Genomic DNA, 21,842 nt, shown 5'->3' on the forward strand with positions numbered 1-21,842 from the left:
CTTACAAGCAACAAATTAATGAGGTTGTCGAATTAATTGTTTGATCAACTGGGCCACTTCAACGGGATGCTCTAATGGAAACATATGCCCACCCGGCGTAATACTAAACGGAATATCCCATTTTTTCTCAACCAACTGGGGAAATTTACGCTGCAGGAAAATGCTCTCCTGCCCCACGACAAGATGGGCAGGAATAGACAGTTTCTTTTGCGGTAACCACCACAAAGAAGGATTGGTCCGGAAAATCTCAACCTCGGCATTTTTGGGAATGGTTAGTGTCACCCCACCACGCGGATCATCCTGTAAAGCATGTTCGATATAAGCATCAAAACATTCCGCATCAAAATCCCGATAAAATCCCTTAGGGCGCAGCAATTCCGCCGCCTGTGCACGACTCTCCCAATGATCACGACGGCGCGAAGACAAACCAGCCGGCGTGATACGATCCAAAAATTTCGCACTGAACATTTTTGACAGATGCAGGGTCAGTCCATCCTTCCCCATAATCAGTGGAGGATCCAGCATAATCACCTGCCGAAACAAATCAGGACGTTGCATGGCTGCCATAAAGGTCAGCGCAGAACCTAAAGAATGTCCCAAGCCAATCACGCGCTGACCTGATGCCTGTGATTCAATGCTTTCGATGACCTGCTGTACCAGATAAGGCCAATGATTGCTGATCGGATACTTAGGATTGGTTCCAATCAGCGGAATCGACACGACCTCATAATCATCAGACAAATGATCAAAAAGCTTTTGGTACACGGCAGAAGGAACACCATTGGCATGTGCAAAATGCATCACCGGCTTATTGGTCATCTCTTCTCACTCCGCAATTATTGTAATTTAGCGTTCTGGCTACTCTGTAATTGCTGACTGACCGACTGACTCAGTCCCTGCCCAATGGAAGTTCCCACTCGTCCAAGCACTGATTCCAGGGGATTACGTTCAATCGTGTAGTTTACGCTATGTTCCAGTTTCAGCTCGCGTTTCAAACTATTCATACTGCCTGAACGGTCCGCAATGCCAAGTTGAACCGCCTGTTCACCTGTCCAGAATAATCCTGAGAAAATCGCTGGATCAGTGCTTTTCAGTTTAGCCCCACGACCTTGTTTGACGGCCTGAATAAAATGGTTATGCACATTATCCAGTACCCCTTGAATATGCTGACGCTGTACCGGATTAATCGGTTTGGTCATGCTCAGGATATCTTTATTTTCACCCGCAGTAAGCGTACGGTCTTCAATTCCCAATTTTTGTGCTAAACCGTTAATACCATAATTCGGCATAATGACCCCAATCGAGCCAACCAAGCTTGAAGGGTTCACCCAAATTTCATCTGCTGCAGAGGCAATATAATACGCGCCTGAGGCTCCCATATCGCCAATCACCGCATATACTTTTTTATTCGGATATTGCTGCTTGAGATAACGGATTTCCTGCCAGATTTCATCTGACTGTACTGGTGATCCGCCTGGTGAGTTGATATTTAAAGCAATCGCTTTACTGTTTTTCGCTTCAAAAGCACGTTTTAAGGCTTTGATGGTATCTTCACTATTAACCGACTGGTTGCCCGAATCAATGGTTCCAATAATATTGACAACGGCAATATGTGAACCAGCCACGCCCGGTGCTGCAGTATCCTCAACCATGGAACAGCCTCGTCCCATCAAAATAAAGATCAGTAGGACATAGCCAAAGGTCAGGAATTTAAAGAAGATACTCCAACGCCGTGCACGACGTTGTTCTTCGACAGAAGCAAGAACAGCTTTTTCTAAAATTTGCCATTCCTGTCCATTTTTATTGTTCGTTTGTTGCGTTTCGTTCTGAGGTTTTGGTGGCCAATCGGACATACAACACAATCCAAATGATTTGTAAAGTTCATCATTATATACACTGTGTGGTGAAAAACTGTCTTCAAAGGGTGATTTACACTATAATATTTTTTTCGGCGCTTCACCTTTCTTTGACCGTTTTCACCGTTTTGTATCATGACGACATCACATTCAAACAGCGTGACCTATAAACTGCTTAAGTTTATCGGTCGTCAGCCGATCCAGGTTTCCCGTTTTATTGCTCGCTTACTTGCAAGTGCGGTCAATCTATTTCATCTGTCCAATACGGCAAAAACCATTCAGCTTAATTTGCAGATCGCTTTGCCCGACTTATCCGAGCCAGAACGCATCGACATTAGCCGTAAAGCGATCAAAAATGAGCTGATGTCATATTTCGAATTTTTCAGCATTTGGGGTTCTAGTAACCAGAAAAATCTGAGTCGCTTACATTCAGTCACGGGCGAACATTACTTTCATGAAGCACTGGCAGAAAACAAAGGTCTGGTTTTAGTCGTTCCCCATTTTGGCACTTGGGAAATCATGAATGTTTGGTGTGCTCAACACACCGCGATGACCATTTTATATAAACCGGTAAAAGACCCCGCAGCTGAACAATTTGTTCGTGAAGCACGTGGTCGTGAGCAGGCCAATTTGGTCCCCACGGATGAAAGCGGGGTACGCCAAATTTTTAAAGCCCTGAAACAAGGGGGAACCACGGTGATTTTACCTGACCATACGCCCAATACCGGTGGAGATCAGGTGGAGTATTTCGGTGTGCCTGTCGCATCAAGTAACCTGAGTGCCAAACTCATCCAGAAAACCAAAGCTCAGGCCCTACTCTTGTACGCGTTACGAAATGAGCAAAATGGTTTTGATATGTATATCGAGCCGATCAATGAACAGGTCTATCAGGGCTCAGCCGAGCATGGCACACGTGTGATTCATCAGGCGATCGAAGGCTTGGTTCATCGCTATCCTGAACATTATCACTGGAGCTATAAACGTTTTAAGGCTAATCCTGCACTGGCAAACGTCTATAACTTACCCTGCGAACAGGCACTGGTTAAAGTCCAGACCTTAAGACAGCATCAGCAACAGGCTCTCGCTGCAACCAACGCCACTGCTGTCGATGTGTCCGCAACTTGATTTCCTGTTCATTTAGCTGAAATTGCAAGGTTCCCGCTTGTGCTGTCGTAAGCAGAGGAATTCCTAACTCGCGCAATCTGGCCTGTAATTCTTGACTCGGATGACCATAGCGGTTATCCCAACCGACGGAAGCGACTGCTAATTTTGGCTTAAGCTGCTGCAAAAAGGCATAAGAAGAGCTATGCCGACTACCATGATGTCCTAGCACCAGCACATCAACTTTTAAATCTGGATAACGCTGCAATAATTGATATTCGGTTTCCCAACCGGCATCCCCCATGATTAGAAAGTTCTGAATGCCTTGTGCCTGGGTCACCTGTAGATACAATACACAAGAATATTCATTCCGATTGCTTTTCACCTTGGCTAAATCGGTATATATCGGTGACAGTACCCGCAATTGACTATGTTCAAATCGCCATTGCTGTCCTGCATGACAGTATTGAAACTGCTGTGGCAAAATGTCAGGCACGATTTCATTGGCTAATATCTGTTGGACAGGCAGGCCTTTTAGCACGGCCCCCAGTGCCCCACTATGATCCTGATCCAGATGGGACAAAAATAACTGCTGGAGTTGTGTAATCCCTTGCCGTGATAGATAGGGCAAGACAACCTGTTGACCAATACTAAACTTATCCTCGCGGTAATATCCACCGGTATCAATCATCAGTTTATGCTGTCCATCTTCTAATAGAATCGCTTGTCCCTGCCCCACATCCAGAATGTGTAAAGTCCATTGGGGATGTGTCGTGAAACCTAAAAAAACGGGCACTATCGCCAGTGCTGACCACGCTTTAGGAACTACACCACGTGGCAGAAACAGTAACAGCATTCCCAAACCTAACGATACAATTATCAGTGGTGTTGCAGCGAACCGATGCAGTTGAGGGTTGAACAGATGTTCCATCCCATTCAACAGGTACATCATCAGATTTAACAAGTGGTCGGTGATTTGAAAACCCAAACTCCCGAAGGGTTCCCAAATCAAATACAGACATGCCGAGACAATATTCAACGGTACAATAACACCGGCCAAAATCGGAATCGTCAGGATATTGGCCAGTGGTGCAATCCAGCTGAGTTGCTGAAAGAAGATCAAGACCAGCGGCAATAAAGCGATAAAAATCTTGCCTTGTGATTCCACAAGTAACCGAAAATGCTGAAAGAAACGTTGTAGCCCAGTAATCTCGGTACCCAAAGGTTGCTGCTGCAAAGTTTGATAAATTCTTAACAGGATAAAGCTGGCGCCAAAAGACAACCAGAAAGCCGCTGACAACACACTCCACGGATCAAACAGCAGTAAAATACTCGCACTCAGCAACAGGATACTCAGGCTACGCAGGGGCTGCTGCAATAAAATGACCGTTACCGTGACTATACTCATCAGCAAGGTCCGTAATGCAGGAATTTCAAAGCCAACAAAAGCGCAATATCCCAGCACTGCCCCTAAAAAAGGCAACATCAGCACATACACTTTGGGCCATTTTAAATACAACTGTGGTCGATAACGCCCGATGATACGTTGGAGTAGCCAGCTGACCAATAAAGCAAAAATTAAGACATGTGGTCCAGAAATCGCCAACAGATGACTGATGCCTAGACGCTGAAATTGTGCTTCAGTATGTGCTGATAACAGACTACGGTCGCCTGTAAGCAAGCCGAGCAATAAGCCTTTTTGTACGAAAGGCTGATGTTGAATAAATTCACGATAACCGTAACGCAATTGTTCAATATATAAACGGAATTGCATCCACCAACCCTGCTGTTGACGTTGATGTGCAGAAAAACCAAGAGCAGTGACCTGTTCTGTAGTCAAAGGTTGGATCATGTCCACACGCAATCCAGCCATCACATTTTGCTGTAGCCACCATTTTTCCTGATCAAATGCCCCGGATGTCGCATAACTATGTGCCGGTTTAAGCCTCCCTTGAATACGATAATACTGTCCTAATTGCAAAGAGGACGGGGATTGATAACCAGAGCTTTTCATCAACAACAACCACTGAACGGGTTTGGCATGCCACCCCAATACCTGAACCTTTTGCTGAACCGTCTCTTCCTTGAATTCACTGAGACGATCCGCATAAACCACCACCTCTACCTGTTGAGGCTGTGTTTCCCGAAACTGCAAACGTTTCGTTAAGGCATGGTCAGCATAGTAATGCCCACTAGAAAAAGCAGTAGAGACAAAGAGGATCACTTGCACAATCTTGATCGCTAGGAAATCCGTCTTGACCCATTTCAACTGAATCAATACCACTAGAATCAAGGAGAGGATGAATAAAACAGGCCAGATACTAAAAAGCAAAGGGAGACTACTGCCCATGCTTGCGATACCCAAGATCCAAGACAGCAAAATCAGCTTCAACATGAATAATATTGTGAGTTATTGTTTTTGAATGCAAAATATTAAAGCCCAGTAAACTGGGCTTTAACAAGATGAAAATTAGGATTCCGATAGACGGTTATGCCGGTACCCACAGACCATCTTGCATATGCAAAATTTGATCTGCAGCCTGAGCCAGCTGTTCATCATGAGTAACGATCAGCATCGCCATATTTAATTCTTTTTTCAGGTCGCTGAGTAATTCAAAAATACTCAGCGCTGTTTTGCGATCCAGATTTCCGGTCGGCTCATCCGCAAGCATTAGGGCGGGCTTGGTAACCAGTGCACGAGCCAACGCCACACGCTGACGTTCCCCGCCTGATAATTCCCCAGGTTTATGGGTCATACGATGCGATAAGCCGACACGTTCCAACAAATACTCGGCCTGTTGCTTCACCTCTTTATAGACACTGTCACGGCGTAACATTAACGGCATGGCGACATTTTCCAGTGCAGAAAACTCAGGTAAAAGGTGGTGAAACTGATAGACAAAACCCAGATACTGATTACGCTGATAGCCTCGTTCTGCTTCTCCCAAATTGTCAAAGCGTTGACCGTTGAGAAAAACCTGCCCTTCCGTTGGCCGCTCCAATCCACCTAGCACATGCAACAACGTACTTTTGCCTGAACCACTTGCCCCCACCACTGAAATAAACTCACCTGCATCGACTTTCAGTGATAGACCTTTAATCACTTCCACCTTGGATTTGCCATCCGTAAAGTGCTTATAAATATTTTTGGCTTCCAACACAGTTTTATTCATAGCGTAAAGCCTCAGCAGGTTGAATTTTAGCTGCACGTAATGCTGGATAAATGGTCGCCAAAAAACTCAGTAATAGTGAAAGGCTGACAATAATGACGACATCTTGCCATCTTAAATAAGAAGGTAAATAGTTAATAAAGTAGGCATCAAACAGATGTAAACCAAAGGCATTATTCAACCAGGAAATAAAATCACTAATACTGGAAGCAAAGATAATCCCCAAAATTGCACCGGTTACAGTTCCAATCACGCCAATCACGGTACCTTGCACCATAAAGATTTTGGTGATGGTTGCTGGTGATGCACCCAAAGTTCTTAAAATCGCGATGTCTGATTTCTTATCCGTAACTACCATCACCAGAGAAGACACGATATTAAAAGCGGCAACCAGCACAATCAGGAAGAGCAGCAAGCTGACCATGGCCTTTTCCATTTGAATCGCGCTGAACAGATTGCCATGGGTATAAGTCCAATCCGAAGCATAAAAGTTGCTAGGTAGTCCACGAACAATATCTGCCGCAACTTGAGGGGCAACAAAAATATCATCCAGTTTTAAACGCACCCCCTGTGCACCATCCGGCAAACGTAATAAGGTCGCAGCATCATTAAGCGCAATATAGCCCATCATGGAATCGACTTCGGCACCGATACTGAAAATCCCGACAATTTTAAAGCGCTTAAAGCGTGGAACTACTCCGGCAGGTGACGGTGTTGCTTCTGGCAGGACTAAAGTGACATTATCATTCAGGCCAAGTCCGAGGGCATCGGTCATCTGTTTACCCAATACAATACCAAACTCACCTTTTTTCAGCTGATCGATACTGCCTTCGACCATATGATTTTGGATAATCGAGACTTTCTTTTCGTATTCAGGTTCAATGCCCGTGACCATGATGCCGGCGACCTGACCTTGCGCGGTCAGCATCCCCTGGAGTTGGGTAAATGGTGCAACACCAGTAACATGTTCATGCTGTTCAACTTTTTTTGCAAGTTCTGGCCAATCTGTTAGAATTTGATTAGAAGAGACTGTTGCCTGCGGGATCATTCCCAAAACCCGGTTCTTCAGTTCGCGGTCAAAGCCGTTCATCACGGACAAGACCGTAATCAGCACAGCCACCCCTAAGGTGAGACCGATCATCGAAACCAAAGCGATAAAAGAAATAAAGTGATTACTACGCCGTGCGCGAGTATATCTCAGCCCTATATACAGCGAGATTGGTTTAAACATACCACCTAGTCCGAGGTAATTCATTATGGAAACATTACAGCATCAAAGCGGCATTTCAGAACGTCGTGTGATGTCTCGCATCGATGCTGCCTTGCGAATTAATTATCAGATGATTTCTGATGATGTTGCTCTTAATGATCCTTACGATCCTAATTTTGTCTTGCCGCGTTATTTTCTACTACTTGCAGAATTAGATCAATTTGATCATGCAATCAACTACGAATTAGAACAATTAAATGAAAAAGATCAACAAATTGCTCGAATCTTATCCTTATTTGATCAAAAATTGAATCTCATCACCGGCTCATTATACGATGCTATTGTACAATCCATGTTGCCAATCCCTAAACAGGTGAATTTTTCTGAAAGTGGTCTGAGTTTTTCCAGTGATAGTGCGATTGCCGAAGGTAGCTATATCCATGTGACCTTAAGCCATCCAGAAAATTTTTTCCATATTGCGGCCACCGCCCAAGTCGTCTATAGCAAACCTTCAGAAAATGGTCTCTTCCGTACGGGTGCCTACTTTGTGACACTCCATCCGCAAGATCGCGCCAAACTTGCGCAGGTTGTTGCAGAAGCTGAACAAAGTTCGACGAAATCCTCTGCAACTTAAGCAGAGGATTTCAATTTATGCGCCAATTCACGACTGGCCTTGAGATCACGGTAGAAATATAGAAACAGACCACATAACAGAATTGCCGCACCCAACAGCACCATGATTGATAAGCGTTCATGGTTAAACGCTGCACCCACTAACAAGGCCAACATCGGTGTCATTACAGTGGTTAATGACAAAGTGGTCGCCTGAATGTTTTGTACCAGTTTGAAATAACAAAACATCGCGATCAGAGATGCCATTACTACCGTATACATCAATGCAATCAAAGACTTGGTGCTAGGAATATGGTCTGGTGCATACTGCCAAATAAAGGGCAATAATGCCAAGGCACCCACGCTCGAAACCAGAATAGACCCCGTGGCTTGAGCCATGGGCTCCACTCTTGCATTGACTTTCTTTACCCAGAAAATCGACAAGGCATAGGTAAACACACTGATCAACATCAAGCCAATACCGATCGGATTCACATGCTGATTCTCGCCACTAAAGCAAATCACGGCTAAACCGGCGACTGCAACCAGCATCCCCATCCACTGCAAACGATTGAGTTGCTGCTGAAATCCGAACCGCCCAATTAAACCTGCCATAATCGGTGCCAAACCGAACATCAGTGCGATAATTCCAGAGCTGAGATAGCTGGTCGCGATGTAGGTAAAAATCTGTGAGCCAATAAAGCCTGTTGCACCTGCCAGATAGCTATGTAATGCCAATCTGCTCAACGGCAGATGTACGTTTAATATCCAAATCAAAGCCAAGGCAAGCGGTAAGGCAAAAAAGAAACGCAGGACCAAAGCCCACATCAAATGCAGATCAGACACACTCCAGACGATGGCTAGTGGCGTGGTTGACCAGATCAAGACTAGCATGGCGTAGGTCACGATCATATTGACTTTGGATGGCATCACTTCAGCTCACTGTGCCGTCTTGCGTTTTTGTTTCAGGATCGTTTGATCCAGACTACTGGAAAATTCACGTTTATCCCGCTCCGAAATTGGAGGTGGCCCGCCGGTTTGTACCCCTGCACCCCGTAAAGTGTCCATAAAATCACGTAAATGGAGACGTGCCTTAATATTGGACTGGGTAAAAATTTCTCCGCGTGGGTGAATAGCAATTCCACCCTTCTCAATTACTTGCGCCGCGAGAGGAATATCCTGAGTAATTACAATATCATTGCTTTGCATGCGATCAACAATTTCCTGATCAGCCTGATCTGCACCACTCAAAACCTGAATAGAGTTAATCCTTACCGAAGGGGTAATGCCCACATTCTGGTTGGCCACAAAAGTGACCTCAAGTTGATAACGATCTGAAGCCCGTAGAATCACTTCCCGCAGCATTTTAGGTAAAGCATCGGCATCCACCCAAAGTTTAAAGGGCAACACATCTCACCTTTTAATTGTCAATAAAACCATAGTGTAACAAACTCTCATGATGGGCTGCGGGCTAAAATTGCAAAATACCGAATGGTTGATATCAGATTCTCTAAAAATACTGGAGTAAATCCCGAAAATTGCACAATGATCAAAAACCGTATTCGCTCAGATCTAGCAGGAAGAAAAAATTCCTGGCTAAAATCGCACCTAGACCTTGAAAAACTGAGATCATCCTCGATTAAATAAGATAAATATCACCAAAATAAATTGTAGATATGAAAAATCCAAGCAGACCTGAACTGATCACAATTGATGATCAAAACTTTGGTAGCCATGTGGAACACTGGAGTCTACTGACCGATCAGCCCACCACCGAAGTACCCAAATGGTTAGGTCTTGCATTGGATCAACCGGTTATGCCGATGGGACTGTGTACGCAAGAAGCGGATATGGATCCTGCGGTCTGGTTCATTCAAGGACCAAACCACTCGGCCGTTCAGTTATGTCAGGTGATCGCTGTTGAAAACAATCGACCTAAAGCGGTTAAAACAGCTTTTCCGTGTTTTGAAAGTCCGTATAAACTGAATGCCCAAGTTGAGCGTATTATTTGCAGTAGTTCCAATACCCAAGCCGTGTTACGTCTCAAAGTCGGACAAAATGCAACCATTTACGCGTTTGACAGTTTGTATAGTGTCAATCACGATCAATATCAACAAGGTCAGACCTATCAAGCACAGCTGAGCGCTTGGGCTTATGAACTAGAAAGCGTCGCGGAAGGTGAACAAATTGTTGTGGATGATCCGGCATCTGTACGCTATCACCATGCCTTAAATGATATTTTGGCAGAACATCAGGGTGTCGCGCCGGATAATCTGCAGGAACTGTTAGATGCCTGGCAACCTAAATCGGAAGAAGATACCCTCCCTGTGACCGTTGATTTTTCAAAAATGGTGGCCTATTTATATGGTGAAACCCTCGGTCAGGAAGATGAAGCCTGGTTTCAGGGTAAAATCGTGGGTAAAACAGCCATGAGCTTTATGGATCAGGAATATACCCTTTATGATGTCACGTTAATTTTAGAAGAAAATCAGCCTGCAACATTGATCCGTATCGCGACAAAAAATGAGTCTTATAGAAACTTCTCGATTGGACAATATATCCGCGGCAATATCTGGATTCAGGCGCATATTCACAGCAAAATAGTTTAATTCTTCACATTTTCTCTTTTAAGCCAGCGACTTAAACTCACTGGCTTTTTATTGACATGCTATAGTTAATATACGCAATATACTTTTAAATAGTAGAAAAATACCGCCTAAAATATATAAAATATGCAACGATTTTATAGGCCATATTGCTTTATTCAGATTTATATTTATACTAAAAAATAATAGCAATATTAGATTCAACAAAAATATATAAGATTTAGGCTTATTAATGAAAACAATACCTGAACACACGACCAATTTGGTTTTGCCCGGTCATCCGCGACTCAAAATAGATAGGGCTGCCTGCTGTTTTTTTGTTTTAGGCATGTTTTTAGCAGCATTCACGATTCACCATTTCAGTCTATTTGCCTAAGAATTCACTCCTCATTTATGGCATCTGCTCAATGCTGTTTTTTAATGCGAATAAAAAAGCCCTCAATCGTGAGGGCTTTTAAATTTAGGATGAATAGTGATTAACCATTACGTTTCGCAAAGTCATCCATAAAATTCACTAATGCCTGCACACCCGCAAGTGGAACAGCATTGTAGATACTCGCACGCATGCCGCCCACAGAACGGTGACCCGCCAAGTTCAATAAATGGTTTTCTTCCGCTTCTTTCAGGAACAATTTTTCCAGATTGGCATCTGCCAAGGTAAATGGCACATTCATGATTGAACGGTTGGCTTCTGCAATCGGGTTCGCATAGAAGTCACTAGAATCAATATAGCCATAAAGTAATTTGGCTTTTTCCAGATTCACCTGATGAATCGCGTCTACACCACCTTGTTCAAGCAACCATTCAAATACCAGGCCAGACAGATACCAAGCATAGGTTGATGGTGTATTGACCATTGAACCATTCTTCGCTTGTGATGAATATTTCAAAATGCTTGGAATTTCAGGTTTTGCCTGATCCAGCAAATCTTCACGCACAATCACCAAAGTTAGACCTGCTGGGCCAATATTTTTTTGTGCGCCCGCATAGATCAAGCCAAATTTAGATACATCTAAAGGTGCAGACAAAATGCTTGAAGACAGGTCAGAAACCAATGGCGCTTCAACTTCAGGAATACCTGCAAATTGCAGACCACCAATCGTCTCATTGTCCGCATAATGCACATAAGCGGCATCTTTAGACAAATTCCACTGGCTTTGTTCTGTAATCGCCAATTTACCATCGACTTTGGTACCCGCTTCGATGACATTGATGTCACCATAACGCTGTGCTTCTTTGAGCGCTTTTTCTGACCAAATTCCGGTATGAATATAATCTGCTTTGCTGTTTTTACCGAGCAAATTTAAAGGAATGGCTGAAAACTGTAGAGATGCTCCGCCTTGTAAGAATAGCACTTTGTAGTTTTCAGGAATGTTCATCAGCTTACGCAGATCCGCCTCAGCTTTTTCTGCAACCGCGACATAGTCTGCACTACGGTGGCTCATCTCCATAATCGAGAGGCCTTTACCGTGCCAGTCGAGCAGCTCTTGTTGAGCTTTTTCTAACACAGCAGTGGGTAATGCGGCAGGGCCAGCACAGAAATTGTACGCGCGCATGATCTTTCCTTCATGAGATGAAACAAATTTTTTGGCATTTAATCACAGAATGAGTTTTCTTGCAGTATATTCGGACGGAAATATTTCAATGCTGATGCTGAATTAAAATCATCTTGCCAATAATGCTGAATTGAAAGGTTCACAAATTCACGGTGCCCTTTTCATCCAGGTTCGTTTTATTTCCCTTCAATGGCCAAATCCCAATTAAGATTCGATATATAAAGTGATATTTTTGCTCGCTTTTCGACAGCTCAAACTTGAATCTATGACTGCAGTAAATTACATGCAATAAAAAAGGATGCCTAAGCATCCTTTTTCAAGAGATTATGATTTAGCCTTCATCAGACTCATTTAGGTCCGATTCATTCTGGTCTGCATCATCAGCGATGGTCACATCATCTACTAGATGTTCAGATGCCAACAGATCTTCTTCTAGGTCATCTTCAACTGCTTCAATGGAAACTACACCCACCAGAACTTCACCTTCCATGAGGCGAATTAGGCGTACACCTTGCGCATTACGACCTGTGGTCGCGACTTCTGAAGCACGAGTACGTACTAAAGTCCCGCCATCAGAAATCAGCATCAATTCTTTGCTCACATCAATTGATACCGCACCAACCAACTCACCATTACGTTCGGAGGTCTTGATTGCAATCACCCCTTTACCGCCACGTTTTTTGGTTGGGAAATCATCCACTGGCGTACGCTTACCATAGCCATTCGCACAAGCGCACAGTACTTCACCCGTTTCAGGAACCACAACGAGTGAAACGATTCGGCTGGTTACACTTGAATCTGTAGAATCATCTTCTTCATTTTCAAGTTCATTTTCTTCTGCGTCTTCAGCGGCAGCGGTTGCAAAGCTGACACGCATACCACGGACACCTTTGGCAGAACGGCCCATCGCACGCACATCGGTTTCTGCAAAGCGGATGGCTTTACCTTCATTCGAGAACAACATGATTTGCTGTTCGCCATCGGTAATCGCCACACCAATCAAGGTGTCTTCGTCATTTAACTCAATTGCACGTAAACCATTTGAACGGACATTACTGAACTGTTCGAGCTCTACACGTTTGACTGTACCCGATGCAGTCGCCATAAAGACATAATAGTTTTTACGTACACATTCAGCTTGCTGGGCAAACTCAATGATAATTTCGTCATCTAAATCAGCGGTAGAAAGCTCAAGACCGATTTGCTTTAACTGAATACGTAACGTATCCGATAAATCATCGCCTTCAGCCAATTCAGTTAATGCCGCTTCAAGTTCAGCATAATGCGCATTGATGATGGCATTTTGCTGCAGTTTAGCTGCATGCGTTTTTACAAAAGCTTTGAAGTCAGCCAGACGTTCGGTGAATTTCTTCGGCGCATCAATTACCGGTAAAATTGCGGTAATCGTTTCATTGGCATCCAGCGGCAGCAAGTTCACCATTGGACGACCTTTGGCTCCGCGTGAAGCTTGCGGCACCTCAAAGACTTTCAATCGGTAAACTTTACCCACATTAGTAAAGCACAACACCGTCGCATGGTTGGAGGTGACAATCAGATGCTGAATGAAATCATCTTCCTTCATTGAAGTTGCAGACTTGCCACGACCACCACGACGTTGTGCCGCATAATCGGAAAGTGGCTGAGTTTTGGCATAACCGGTTTGTGAAACGGTCAGTACCACCTGCTCTTCTGGAATTAAATCTTCACGTGAGAAATCAATCCGTGATTCAATAATTTCGGTCCGGCGTGCATCGCCATATTGCTGTAAGACTTCCGCCAGTTCCTGACGGATAACGCCCATCAACAGATTAAAATCGTTGAGAATCGCGGTGTATTCGGCAATGTGACCCAAAATTTCCGAATACTCTGCATGTAACTTGTCTTGTTCCAGACCGGTTAAACGATGCAAACGTAACTCAAGGATCGCCGCCACCTGTGCTGGAGATAAACGGTAAATATTGTCTGTCAAACCGAATGGTCGGTTTGGATCTTCACCTTCAATCTCCTCCGGACGGATGGAAATTGAACCCGCTTTTTCTAACAAAGCGACCACACCACCTGCAGCCCATTCACCCGCTTGTAAACGCTCGCGTGCTTCACCTGGATTGGCTGAGGATTTAATGGTTTCAATGATGGCATCAATATTGGCCAACGCAACCGTTAAACCTTCCAAGATATGACCACGTTCACGTGCCTTACGCAATTCAAACATGGTGCGACGCGTCACTACTTCCTGACGGTGACGGATAAAGGCCGCAATGATGTCTTTCAGATTCATCAATTTTGGCTGACCGTTATCTAGGCAGACCATATTGATGCTGAACGAGTTTTCCAGCTGGGTATTCAAAAACAGGTTATTGACAATGACTTCGGCATTTTCACCACGTTTCAGATCGATGGCAATACGCATGCCTTCTTTGTCCGATTCGTCGCGAAGTTCTGAGATCCCTTCGAGCTTTTTCTCTTTGACCAGCTCGGCAATCCGCTCAATGGTTTTGGCTTTATTGACCTGATATGGAATTTCAGTGAAAACAATCGTGGTACGACCGATCTTGGCATCTTCTTCAAAATGGTATTTGCCACGAATATGCAAACGGCCTTTACCGGTACGATAGGCATCGACAATACCGGATTTACCGTAAATGATCCCGCCTGTTGGGAAATCTGGGCCTGAAATGTGTTCCATCAGACCTTCAATCGAGATATTCGGGTTATCCGCGTAAGCCAGACAGGCATTGATCACTTCAGTCATGTTGTGTGGCGCCATGTTGGTCGCCATCCCCACGGCAATACCAGCAGCACCATTCACCAAAAGATTCGGGATTCGGGTCGGCATGACCTGAGGAATACGCTCAGAGCCGTCGTAGTTATCTTCCCAATCCACGGTATCTTTTTCTAAATCAGCAAGAAGTTCATGCGTTAGCTTACGCATACGAACTTCGGTATAACGCATCGCTGCCGCGCTATCGCCATCAATCGAACCGAAGTTACCCTGACCATCCACCAACTGGTAACGCAAGCTAAAGTCCTGCGCCATACGCACGATGGTTTCATAAACTGCAGAGTCGCCATGCGGGTGATATTTACCGATGACATCACCGACCACACGGGCAGACTTTTTGTAGGCTTTGTTATAATCATTGCCCAACTCGTGCATCGCATAGAGTACACGACGGTGAACAGGTTTAAGACCATCGCGTACATCAGGCAATGCACGCGATACAATCACGCTCATGGCATAATCTAGATATGAGTGCTTGAGTTCATCCTCAATGGCAATCGGGCGGATTTCCGATACGCTCATGCATACTCCTTTCTATACCGGTCCTCTACACAACCGATATTTACTTATTTAATTTAGCTAAAATTGTACCCAAATTACCGGGCCAAAAATTTAAAATGCAGCTCGACATAATAGCACAATTGACCTGATTTTTGTGTGTATTGGGCTGGCTTTATCCTGTTAAATTCACACAATTTATTGATCAATAAACCAGCAAAGAGTCAGCATCAGGAGGCAGATCATCTCCTTAGCAGCCGACCAGCGAAATGGATGTGTAAAATTAAGGAATAAGCTGAGATCAAGTCCTTGGTAAAACCCAAACGATAAAAAACATTCAAGAATAAAAAAGCGCCCCTAAGTCTCCTTAGGAACGCTTTGAACTTGTCTAGATCGAGATTAGATCTTAGCAACGAGCTCTGGTACTACCGTATTTAAGTCACCCACTAACCAGTAATCCGCAACTGCATTAATTGGTGCTTCTTCATCTTTGTTGATCGCAACGATCACTTTAGAATCTTTCATACCGGCCAAGTGCTGGATCGCACCTGAGATACCCACAGCGATATACAGCTCAGGAGCAACGATTTTACCGGTTTGACCCACTTGCATATCGTTTGGTACGAAGCCTGCGTCTACAGCAGCACGTGATGCACCCAAGGCAGCACCCAATTTGTCTGCCAATGGATCAAGGATCTTGTGATAGTTCTCACCTGAACCGACACCACGACCACCAGATACTACAATACGCGCAGCAGCAAGTTCAGGACGTTCAGATTTCACGATTTCTTCAGAAACGAACTTCGACACGCCTGCATCTTTAGCTTCGCCAACGGTTTCAACAGCAGCAGAACCACCTTCAGCAGCCACGGCATCGAATGCTGTACCACGTACAGTTGCCAAAATCACCGCTTCTTCTGATTGAACAGTGGCAATCGCATTACCCGCATAAATTGGACGCTTGAAGGTATTAGCAGATTCCACTGAAATAATGTCGCTGATCATGCTCACATCAAGCAGTGCAGCGGCACGTGGCAAAATGTTTTTACCGTTGGTCGTAGCTGCAGCAAGAATATGCTTATAGCCTTTACCCAAGTCAGCAACTAGTGCTGCAACGTTTTCGGCCAACTGGTTTGCATAAACCGCGTTGTCAGCCAGTAAAACTTTGCCTACACCCGCCACTTTTGCTGCTGCATCGGCCACAGCTTGTGCACCTGAACCCGCAACCAGGACTGTGATATCACCACCGATTTTTTGAGCCGCGGCAACAACGTGTAAAGTAGCAGCATTTAATGTTTTGTTGTCGTGCTCAGCGATTACTAAAATACTCATGATTTCATCCCTGCCTTTTAGATCACTTTCGCTTCATTTTTAAGTTTTTCAACCAGCTCGTCGACTGATTTCACTTGTACACCCGCTTGACGCTCTGCAGGAGACTCAACTTTTAATGTTTTGAGTTTGGTGCTTGCTGTAACACCATAATCCGCAGGAGTTTTGCTATCAAGTGGCTTTTTACGCGCTTTCATGATGTTTGGTAAAGCTGCATAGCGTGGCTCGTTCAGACGTAAATCTGTAGTGATCACAGCTGGAAGTGCAAGCTCAACAGTTTGCAGACCACCGTCAATTTCACGTGTCACTTGAACTTTATCGCCATCAACTTTCACTTCAGAAGCGAATGTCGCCTGACCTGAACCGAGTAGCGCAGCAAGCATTTGACCGACTTGGTTAGAATCATCATCAATTGCTTGTTTACCTAAAAGGATCAGTTGTGGTTGTTCTTGTTCTACAACACCTTTGAGGATTTTAGCAACTTCTAAAGCGCCGATGTCATCAGCCGTTTCAACCAAAATACCGCGATCTGCACCAAGGGCCATCGATGAACGGATCTGTTCTTGCGCTTCTTTCGGACCAACTGAAACAACGATGATTTCTGAGACTGTTCCTTTTTCTTTTAGGCGAACCGCTTCTTCCACTGCGATTTCACAGAATGGGTTAATTGACATTTTTACGTTAGTAAGGTCAACTCCACTATTGTCCGGCTTAACACGAACTTTAACGTTGGCATCCACCACACGTTTTACTGCAACAAGAGCCTTCATGTAATCCTCGGCTGTTTTAGCAAAAGTAAATGATCTGAAAAGCGAAAAACTTTTCAATTGAAATTTTTAAGGTGTCTTATCTTGCAATGCGTATGGCATTTCGGTCAAGTCACAATTACCGAAACGGTCATCAATTTGCCTAAAATTCGTGAAATGCTTAGTTCATTTAAAAATGTAACCAATCTATTGATACAATTTGCCGCTGTTATAGTATTTTTTAATCTTTGATTTTTATTATTTTTTTATCTTATTTATGTCATCAGGAACACTGATTTAAACACTTTAAACCAGGAAAACAGTGTATTTTTTAAGCAAAACTAGATTTTACAGTCAGTGGCGAATTTGTCAGTTGTGACCAAACTATGATTTTCTATTTGGTTGCTTTAAATTTATTAGCGGGCTCTGATCTCGCCCAGTTGATTGATGATGGCTTATTAGATTTTAAATCCACTTTATTTAAAATGGTTGTTGGGCTTTCAGGTCATCACACTTCATCATTGAAAGCCACCTATAAGTAGTGGTTTCTATTTAGAGAAATCGTTCGGGCATTCAAGATTTCAAGCAATCCTTCATATTAGGACTTTGAGGAAGGATGCTTCTGTGCACGGGGATGTGCTTGATCATAGACTTGAGCCAAACGATCAAAGTCAATATGGGTATAAATCTGGGTGGTGGTCAGATTGCTATGTCCGAGCATTTCCTGCACCGCACGCAGATCACCACTATTCGACAACATATGCGAGGCAAAACAATGCCTTAATAAATGAGGATGCAAATCCACATTAACACCCGCTCGCTGGGCCTGAACTTTGACCCGATTTTCAATTTGACGCGGGCTGAGCGCATTTCCCTTTTGGCTAATAAATACTGGAGAATCGGGTTGCAATTCTCCCCCCCAAATCCGGTAAATCTGCAGCCATTTCAATAAGCTCTCTTTGGCTTTACGGCCAAAAGGAATAACTCGGGTTTTATTTCCCTTGCCGGTAATCCTTAACAGCTGGCGCTTAAAATCAATATCGCGAATGTGCAGACTTTGCAGCTCAGCTAGACGCAGGCCACTGGAGTACAGCAATTCCAGCATGCTTTTGTCTCTCAACCAGAGTTGCTGGTCCAATGGTTTTTCTGGCATTGGTTGATCCAGAATCTGCTGAACGGTTTCAATATCCAGCATACCTGGCAAAGGACGTGGCTGACGTTTGAGTTGCAAATCATCTGTGGGATTAAAACCTAGATATTGCCCCTGCTCCGCCCACTTCATAAATTGGCGAATGGCCGACAAATGTCGCTGCAAACTACTAGAGGCCAATTGCTGCTGTTCAACTTTTAACGCCAGATACTCACGTAAATCCGATGCTTCCACATTATTTAAAGTGAGGTTTTTCTGCTGACAAAAATTCAGAAAGGCTTGTACATCGCGTGCATACGCTTGCAAAGTATGCAAAGACTGGTTCTGGATGTGGCGCTCTTTCAACCACATGGCCAGTAACTGCTGCGGATCCGGGATTGTCATCAGCTCTTACACCTCACCTACTGCAAAGTCAGATAAATAGTCATAAACATGAGGCGCAACTTCAACTGCTCGAGTCTCAGCAAATAAATGATCTCCTCCCGGAATAATCGCTAAACGGGCATTCAAAAACTGCTGCTGCAAATATTCACCCACCTCTACAGGACTGATTGGGTCGTGATCACCCCACAACAACAGCACTGGACATTTGATCTCGGATAAACGCGAAGTGTAATCACACTGTGCCGTCACAAACCAGTCGGGATAATGTAAAAAACTATTTTGATAGGCCAGTCGCCAGTCTTCCACGGCAAAGGGCTGCAGATTGATCCCGCCTGAAGTGGCCATTAAAATGAGTCCTTTCACCAGCTCGGGTTGGCTTAACGCCGCTTCAACTGCAAAAATTCCGCCCATGGATTGGGCCACCAGAATACATGGCTGCTGGATCTGTCCAATGACATATCGAGTTAAACTCGAAAAATCATGAACCTCTGCTTGTGCAGGTGCATGGTCAAAACCGGGATAGGCCACAATTTGCGTTTGCAGCATGTCCGGAAGCAGTTTAATCAGAGGCATCCAAAATGCAGTCTTGCCCGAAGCACCCGGCAAAAAAATCAAAGATGGCATAAGAGAAGTGATTGCTTTTAATCTTGGTTCAAGCATAACGGATTTAATGCTATAAAAAAGCACCCATCAAACTGCATTTTGATGAGTGCTTTTTAATTTGATCAGAGCGGTGCTTTAGCCCTGAAAATAACGCAAGTCCAAACGACCTTCATAAACGTTCGCTGTTGGACCCGTCATCCACACTACATCGCCTTCACGCCATGCGATATGCAACTTGCCACCAGCCAGTTCCACTTCAACTTCCGGTGCCAGTAAACCACGGCGCATGCCGCTGACCGCAGCCGCACAAGCCCCAGTACCACAGGCCAGGGTCTCGCCTGAACCCCGTTCAAACACGCGCAGACGCACCTGTTTTTCATTCAGAACCTGCATAAAGCCGACGTTAACGCGCTCAGGGAAACGCGGATGCGATTCGACTTGTGGACCAATCGTTGCAACATCGGCAGTAAGTACATCTGGAACAATAGTGACTGCATGCGGATTGCCCATATTCACCACATCAACTTTCAGTTCCTGATTATTCTGCAGTTCAACCGTATATAAAGGATCGGTCTGTTCCGTCAGGAATGGAATCTGTTCTGGCGTGAATTTTGGATAACCCATATTGACCCGCACCCAGCCATTCGGGCCAAGCTCTGGCTCAACAATTCCAGATTTAGTCTGTACCTTGATTTTGGTTTTGTTGGTCAAATGACGTTCATGCACAAAACGGGCGAAACAACGTACGCCATTGCCGCATTGCTCCACTTCTGAACCATCGGCATTAAAGATGCGATATTTAAAATCCACATCCGGCAGATCCGGCGGTTCAACAATCAGTAACTGGTCAAAACCCACTCCAAAGTGACGGTCTGCCAGACGTTGAATAGTTTGTGCATCAAAATAGGCACGCTGGCTGATCAGGTCAACCACCATAAAGTCATTACCTAAACCATGCATCTTGGTAAATTCTACAAACATCTTAATTTACTCCTCTGGCAATAAACGTTCACGTTCCCATAAGGATTCAATGCTTTCGCGTTCACGAATCAAGTAAGCTTTGTCACCCGAAACCATGACTTCTGCTGCACGGCCACGTGTATTGTAGTTCGAACTCATAACAAAACCATAAGCACCTGCGCCAAGCACAGCCAATACATCACCTTGCTGAATCGCCAGCTCACGCTGTTTACCCAAGAAATCGCCGGTTTCACAAATCGCACCGACCACATCCCATGCTTTCGTTTCCACATCAGTACGTGGGGTCACCGCTTGGATGTCCATCCAGGCTTCGTAAAGTGCCGGACGAATCAGGTCATTCATCGCGGCATCAATGATGGCAAAATTACGATAATTGGTCGGTTTCAGTAAATCCACTTTCGTGAGCAATACACCCGCATTGGCAGAAATGCTGCGCCCCGGTTCCATATAGACTTTTAACCCGAGTTTTTCTAAAGCCGGTTTTAGCGCATTGGCATATTCTGCAACGCTTGGCGGCGTTTCATCTTTATAGGTCACACCCAAACCACCGCCAATGTCGATATGTTTGAGCTGGATACCCAGCGTTTTCAACTTATCGATCATCACAATGATGCGGTCTAGAGCATCTACAAAGGGCTTGGTTTCAGTTAGTTGCGAACCGATATGGCAGTCAATCCCGGTAATTTCCAGGTTCGGCAGTGAAGCTGCATATTGATAGGTTTCATACACGGTATCGGATGGAATACCGAACTTGTTTTCTTTGAGACCGGTCGAAATATAAGGATGGGTTTTCGCATCCACATCCGGATTCACACGCAGTGAAATCGGTGCTTTTTTGCCAAGCTGTGCAGCCACTTTCTGGATACGGTCTAACTCCGCATAGGATTCAACATTAAAGCAGGCAATCCCGACTTCTAGGGCTTTGGCAATATCGGCTTCTGATTTGCCTAATCCTGAGAATACAATTTTGGACGCATCACCACCTGCAGCCAATACACGCGCCAACTCGCCACCAGTGACAATATCAAAACCAGCGCCCAGCTTTGCCAACACGTTCAATACGGCCAAGTTTGAGTTCGATTTCACCGCAAAACAGATTTGATGATCGATAAAGCTAAAGGCACGATCCATATCTAAATAATGCTTTTCAAAGCTGGCTTTAGAATAAACATAAAGTGGTGTGCCAAATTGCTGCGCGAGTTGGTCAAGTGAACATTGCTCAGCGTGCAATACCCCATCAATACGGGTGAAACTCATG

Annotated in this window: 18 protein-coding genes; 3 read left to right on the forward strand and 15 right to left on the reverse strand. The window is 44.5% G+C overall.

Annotated elements, in window-relative coordinates:
• Nucleotides 1–15: 15 nt before the first annotated feature.
• Both PGW99_RS07860 and sppA read right to left on the reverse strand, forming a co-directional pair.
• On the reverse strand, nt 16–819 hold the full coding sequence (locus tag PGW99_RS07860; RefSeq protein ID WP_273777126.1) for an alpha/beta fold hydrolase: 804 nt from the start codon (nt 817–819) through the stop codon (nt 16–18).
• Nucleotides 820–836: 17 nt separating this feature from the next.
• Nucleotides 837–1,853, reverse strand: coding sequence for a signal peptide peptidase SppA (gene sppA, locus PGW99_RS07865; protein WP_273777128.1), 1,017 nt, complete (start codon nt 1,851–1,853; stop codon nt 837–839).
• A 138-nt stretch (nt 1,854–1,991) separates the two neighbouring features.
• Between sppA and PGW99_RS07870 the strand changes: the two genes are divergently transcribed.
• Nucleotides 1,992–2,981: a lysophospholipid acyltransferase family protein gene (locus tag PGW99_RS07870; RefSeq protein ID WP_273777130.1), complete on the forward strand. Its 990-nt coding sequence runs from the start codon at nt 1,992–1,994 to the stop codon at nt 2,979–2,981.
• Here PGW99_RS07870 and PGW99_RS07875 read toward each other — a convergent pair.
• From PGW99_RS07875 to PGW99_RS07885, 3 genes are all read right to left on the reverse strand, one after another.
• Nucleotides 2,899–5,352 carry a DNA internalization-related competence protein ComEC/Rec2 gene (locus tag PGW99_RS07875; RefSeq protein ID WP_273777131.1) on the reverse strand — a complete coding sequence of 818 codons (2,454 nt, stop codon included), beginning with the start codon at nt 5,350–5,352 and terminating at the stop codon, nt 2,899–2,901. The two genes, PGW99_RS07870 and PGW99_RS07875, sit on opposite strands and share 83 nt — an antisense overlap.
• Nucleotides 5,353–5,446: 94 nt before the next feature.
• Complete coding sequence (lolD, locus tag PGW99_RS07880; RefSeq protein WP_273777133.1) at nt 5,447–6,130, reverse strand: lipoprotein-releasing ABC transporter ATP-binding protein LolD; 684 nt, start codon at nt 6,128–6,130, stop codon at nt 5,447–5,449.
• A complete protein-coding gene (locus PGW99_RS07885) occupies nt 6,123–7,358 on the reverse strand; it encodes a lipoprotein-releasing ABC transporter permease subunit (RefSeq protein WP_273779470.1) in 1,236 nt (411 codons plus the stop codon). Before PGW99_RS07885 ends, lolD begins: the two co-directional genes overlap by 8 nt.
• 25 nt (nt 7,359–7,383) lie before the next feature.
• On the opposite strand from PGW99_RS07885, the gene PGW99_RS07890 reads away from it, so the two are divergent.
• A complete protein-coding gene (locus PGW99_RS07890; protein ID WP_273777134.1) occupies nt 7,384–7,971 on the forward strand; it encodes a PilZ domain-containing protein in 588 nt (195 codons plus the stop codon).
• Here PGW99_RS07890 and PGW99_RS07895 read toward each other — a convergent pair.
• Both PGW99_RS07895 and PGW99_RS07900 read right to left on the reverse strand, forming a co-directional pair.
• On the reverse strand, nt 7,968–8,879 hold the full coding sequence (locus PGW99_RS07895; RefSeq protein WP_273777136.1) for a DMT family transporter: 912 nt from the start codon (nt 8,877–8,879) through the stop codon (nt 7,968–7,970). The two genes, PGW99_RS07890 and PGW99_RS07895, sit on opposite strands and share 4 nt — an antisense overlap.
• A gap of 9 nt (nt 8,880–8,888) precedes the next feature.
• Nucleotides 8,889–9,359, reverse strand: a complete 471-nt coding sequence (locus tag PGW99_RS07900) for a YaiI/YqxD family protein (protein WP_326518364.1) — start codon at nt 9,357–9,359, stop codon at nt 8,889–8,891.
• A 266-nt stretch (nt 9,360–9,625) separates the two neighbouring features.
• On the opposite strand from PGW99_RS07900, the gene PGW99_RS07905 reads away from it, so the two are divergent.
• Nucleotides 9,626–10,558 (forward strand): hypothetical protein, encoded by a 933-nt coding sequence (locus PGW99_RS07905; protein ID WP_273777138.1) that lies wholly within the window; start codon nt 9,626–9,628, stop codon nt 10,556–10,558.
• Nucleotides 10,559–11,031: 473 nt separating this feature from the next.
• Here the strand turns inward: PGW99_RS07905 and serC are convergent, their stop codons facing one another.
• The 8 genes from serC to lysA all read right to left on the reverse strand — a co-directional run bounded on the left by serC (nt 11,032) and on the right by lysA (nt 21,841).
• Nucleotides 11,032–12,111, reverse strand: a complete 1,080-nt coding sequence (serC, locus tag PGW99_RS07910) for a 3-phosphoserine/phosphohydroxythreonine transaminase (protein ID WP_273777139.1) — start codon at nt 12,109–12,111, stop codon at nt 11,032–11,034.
• Between the two features lie 331 nt (nt 12,112–12,442).
• Nucleotides 12,443–15,415 (reverse strand): DNA gyrase subunit A, encoded by a 2,973-nt coding sequence (gene gyrA, locus PGW99_RS07915; protein ID WP_273777141.1) that lies wholly within the window; start codon nt 15,413–15,415, stop codon nt 12,443–12,445.
• A 375-nt stretch (nt 15,416–15,790) separates the two neighbouring features.
• Nucleotides 15,791–16,723 (reverse strand): FAD-binding protein, encoded by a 933-nt coding sequence (locus PGW99_RS07920; protein WP_273777143.1) that lies wholly within the window; start codon nt 16,721–16,723, stop codon nt 15,791–15,793.
• Nucleotides 16,724–16,740: 17 nt separating this feature from the next.
• Nucleotides 16,741–17,490, reverse strand: coding sequence for an electron transfer flavoprotein subunit beta/FixA family protein (locus PGW99_RS07925; protein WP_273777145.1), 750 nt, complete (start codon nt 17,488–17,490; stop codon nt 16,741–16,743).
• Nucleotides 17,491–18,064: 574 nt separating this feature from the next.
• The gene (gene xerA / locus PGW99_RS07930; protein ID WP_273779474.1) at nt 18,065–18,967 is read right to left on the reverse strand and encodes a site-specific tyrosine recombinase/integron integrase; all 903 of its coding nucleotides are present in this window, start codon (nt 18,965–18,967) and stop codon (nt 18,065–18,067) included.
• A 39-nt stretch (nt 18,968–19,006) separates the two neighbouring features.
• Complete coding sequence (locus tag PGW99_RS07935) at nt 19,007–19,624, reverse strand: alpha/beta fold hydrolase (RefSeq protein ID WP_273777147.1); 618 nt, start codon at nt 19,622–19,624, stop codon at nt 19,007–19,009.
• 114 nt (nt 19,625–19,738) lie between these two features.
• Nucleotides 19,739–20,584: a diaminopimelate epimerase gene (gene dapF / locus PGW99_RS07940; RefSeq protein ID WP_273777148.1), complete on the reverse strand. Its 846-nt coding sequence runs from the start codon at nt 20,582–20,584 to the stop codon at nt 19,739–19,741.
• A gap of 6 nt (nt 20,585–20,590) precedes the next feature.
• Complete coding sequence (gene lysA, locus PGW99_RS07945) at nt 20,591–21,841, reverse strand: diaminopimelate decarboxylase (protein ID WP_273777150.1); 1,251 nt, start codon at nt 21,839–21,841, stop codon at nt 20,591–20,593.
• Nucleotide 21,842: the final 1 nt, after the last annotated feature.

The organism is Acinetobacter sp. GSS19 (assembly GCF_028621895.1).
GTDB lineage: Bacteria > Pseudomonadota > Gammaproteobacteria > Pseudomonadales > Moraxellaceae > Acinetobacter.

Excerpts from the sequence above, each read along its gene's own strand:
- PGW99_RS07860 (WP_273777126.1), bottom strand. The coding sequence starts at position 819 with ATGACCAATAAGCCGGTGATGCATTTTGCACATGCCAATGGTGTTCCT.
- sppA (WP_273777128.1), bottom strand. The coding sequence starts at position 1,853 with ATGTCCGATTGGCCACCAAAACCTCAGAACGAAACGCAACAAACGAAC.
- PGW99_RS07870 (WP_273777130.1), top strand. The coding sequence starts at position 1,992 with ATGACGACATCACATTCAAACAGCGTGACCTATAAACTGCTTAAGTTT.
- PGW99_RS07875 (WP_273777131.1), bottom strand. The coding sequence starts at position 5,352 with ATGTTGAAGCTGATTTTGCTGTCTTGGATCTTGGGTATCGCAAGCATG.
- lolD (WP_273777133.1), bottom strand. The coding sequence starts at position 6,130 with ATGAATAAAACTGTGTTGGAAGCCAAAAATATTTATAAGCACTTTACG.
- PGW99_RS07885 (WP_273779470.1), bottom strand. The coding sequence starts at position 7,358 with ATGTTTAAACCAATCTCGCTGTATATAGGGCTGAGATATACTCGCGCA.
- PGW99_RS07890 (WP_273777134.1), top strand. The coding sequence starts at position 7,384 with ATGGAAACATTACAGCATCAAAGCGGCATTTCAGAACGTCGTGTGATG.
- PGW99_RS07895 (WP_273777136.1), bottom strand. The coding sequence starts at position 8,879 with ATGCCATCCAAAGTCAATATGATCGTGACCTACGCCATGCTAGTCTTG.
- PGW99_RS07905 (WP_273777138.1), top strand. The coding sequence starts at position 9,626 with ATGAAAAATCCAAGCAGACCTGAACTGATCACAATTGATGATCAAAAC.
- serC (WP_273777139.1), bottom strand. The coding sequence starts at position 12,111 with ATGCGCGCGTACAATTTCTGTGCTGGCCCTGCCGCATTACCCACTGCT.
- gyrA (WP_273777141.1), bottom strand. The coding sequence starts at position 15,415 with ATGAGCGTATCGGAAATCCGCCCGATTGCCATTGAGGATGAACTCAAG.
- PGW99_RS07920 (WP_273777143.1), bottom strand. The coding sequence starts at position 16,723 with ATGAGTATTTTAGTAATCGCTGAGCACGACAACAAAACATTAAATGCT.
- PGW99_RS07925 (WP_273777145.1), bottom strand. The coding sequence starts at position 17,490 with ATGAAGGCTCTTGTTGCAGTAAAACGTGTGGTGGATGCCAACGTTAAA.
- xerA (WP_273779474.1), bottom strand. The coding sequence starts at position 18,967 with ATGTGGTTGAAAGAGCGCCACATCCAGAACCAGTCTTTGCATACTTTG.
- PGW99_RS07935 (WP_273777147.1), bottom strand. The coding sequence starts at position 19,624 with ATGCCATCTTTGATTTTTTTGCCGGGTGCTTCGGGCAAGACTGCATTT.
- dapF (WP_273777148.1), bottom strand. The coding sequence starts at position 20,584 with ATGTTTGTAGAATTTACCAAGATGCATGGTTTAGGTAATGACTTTATG.
- lysA (WP_273777150.1), bottom strand. The coding sequence starts at position 21,841 with ATGAGTTTCACCCGTATTGATGGGGTATTGCACGCTGAGCAATGTTCA.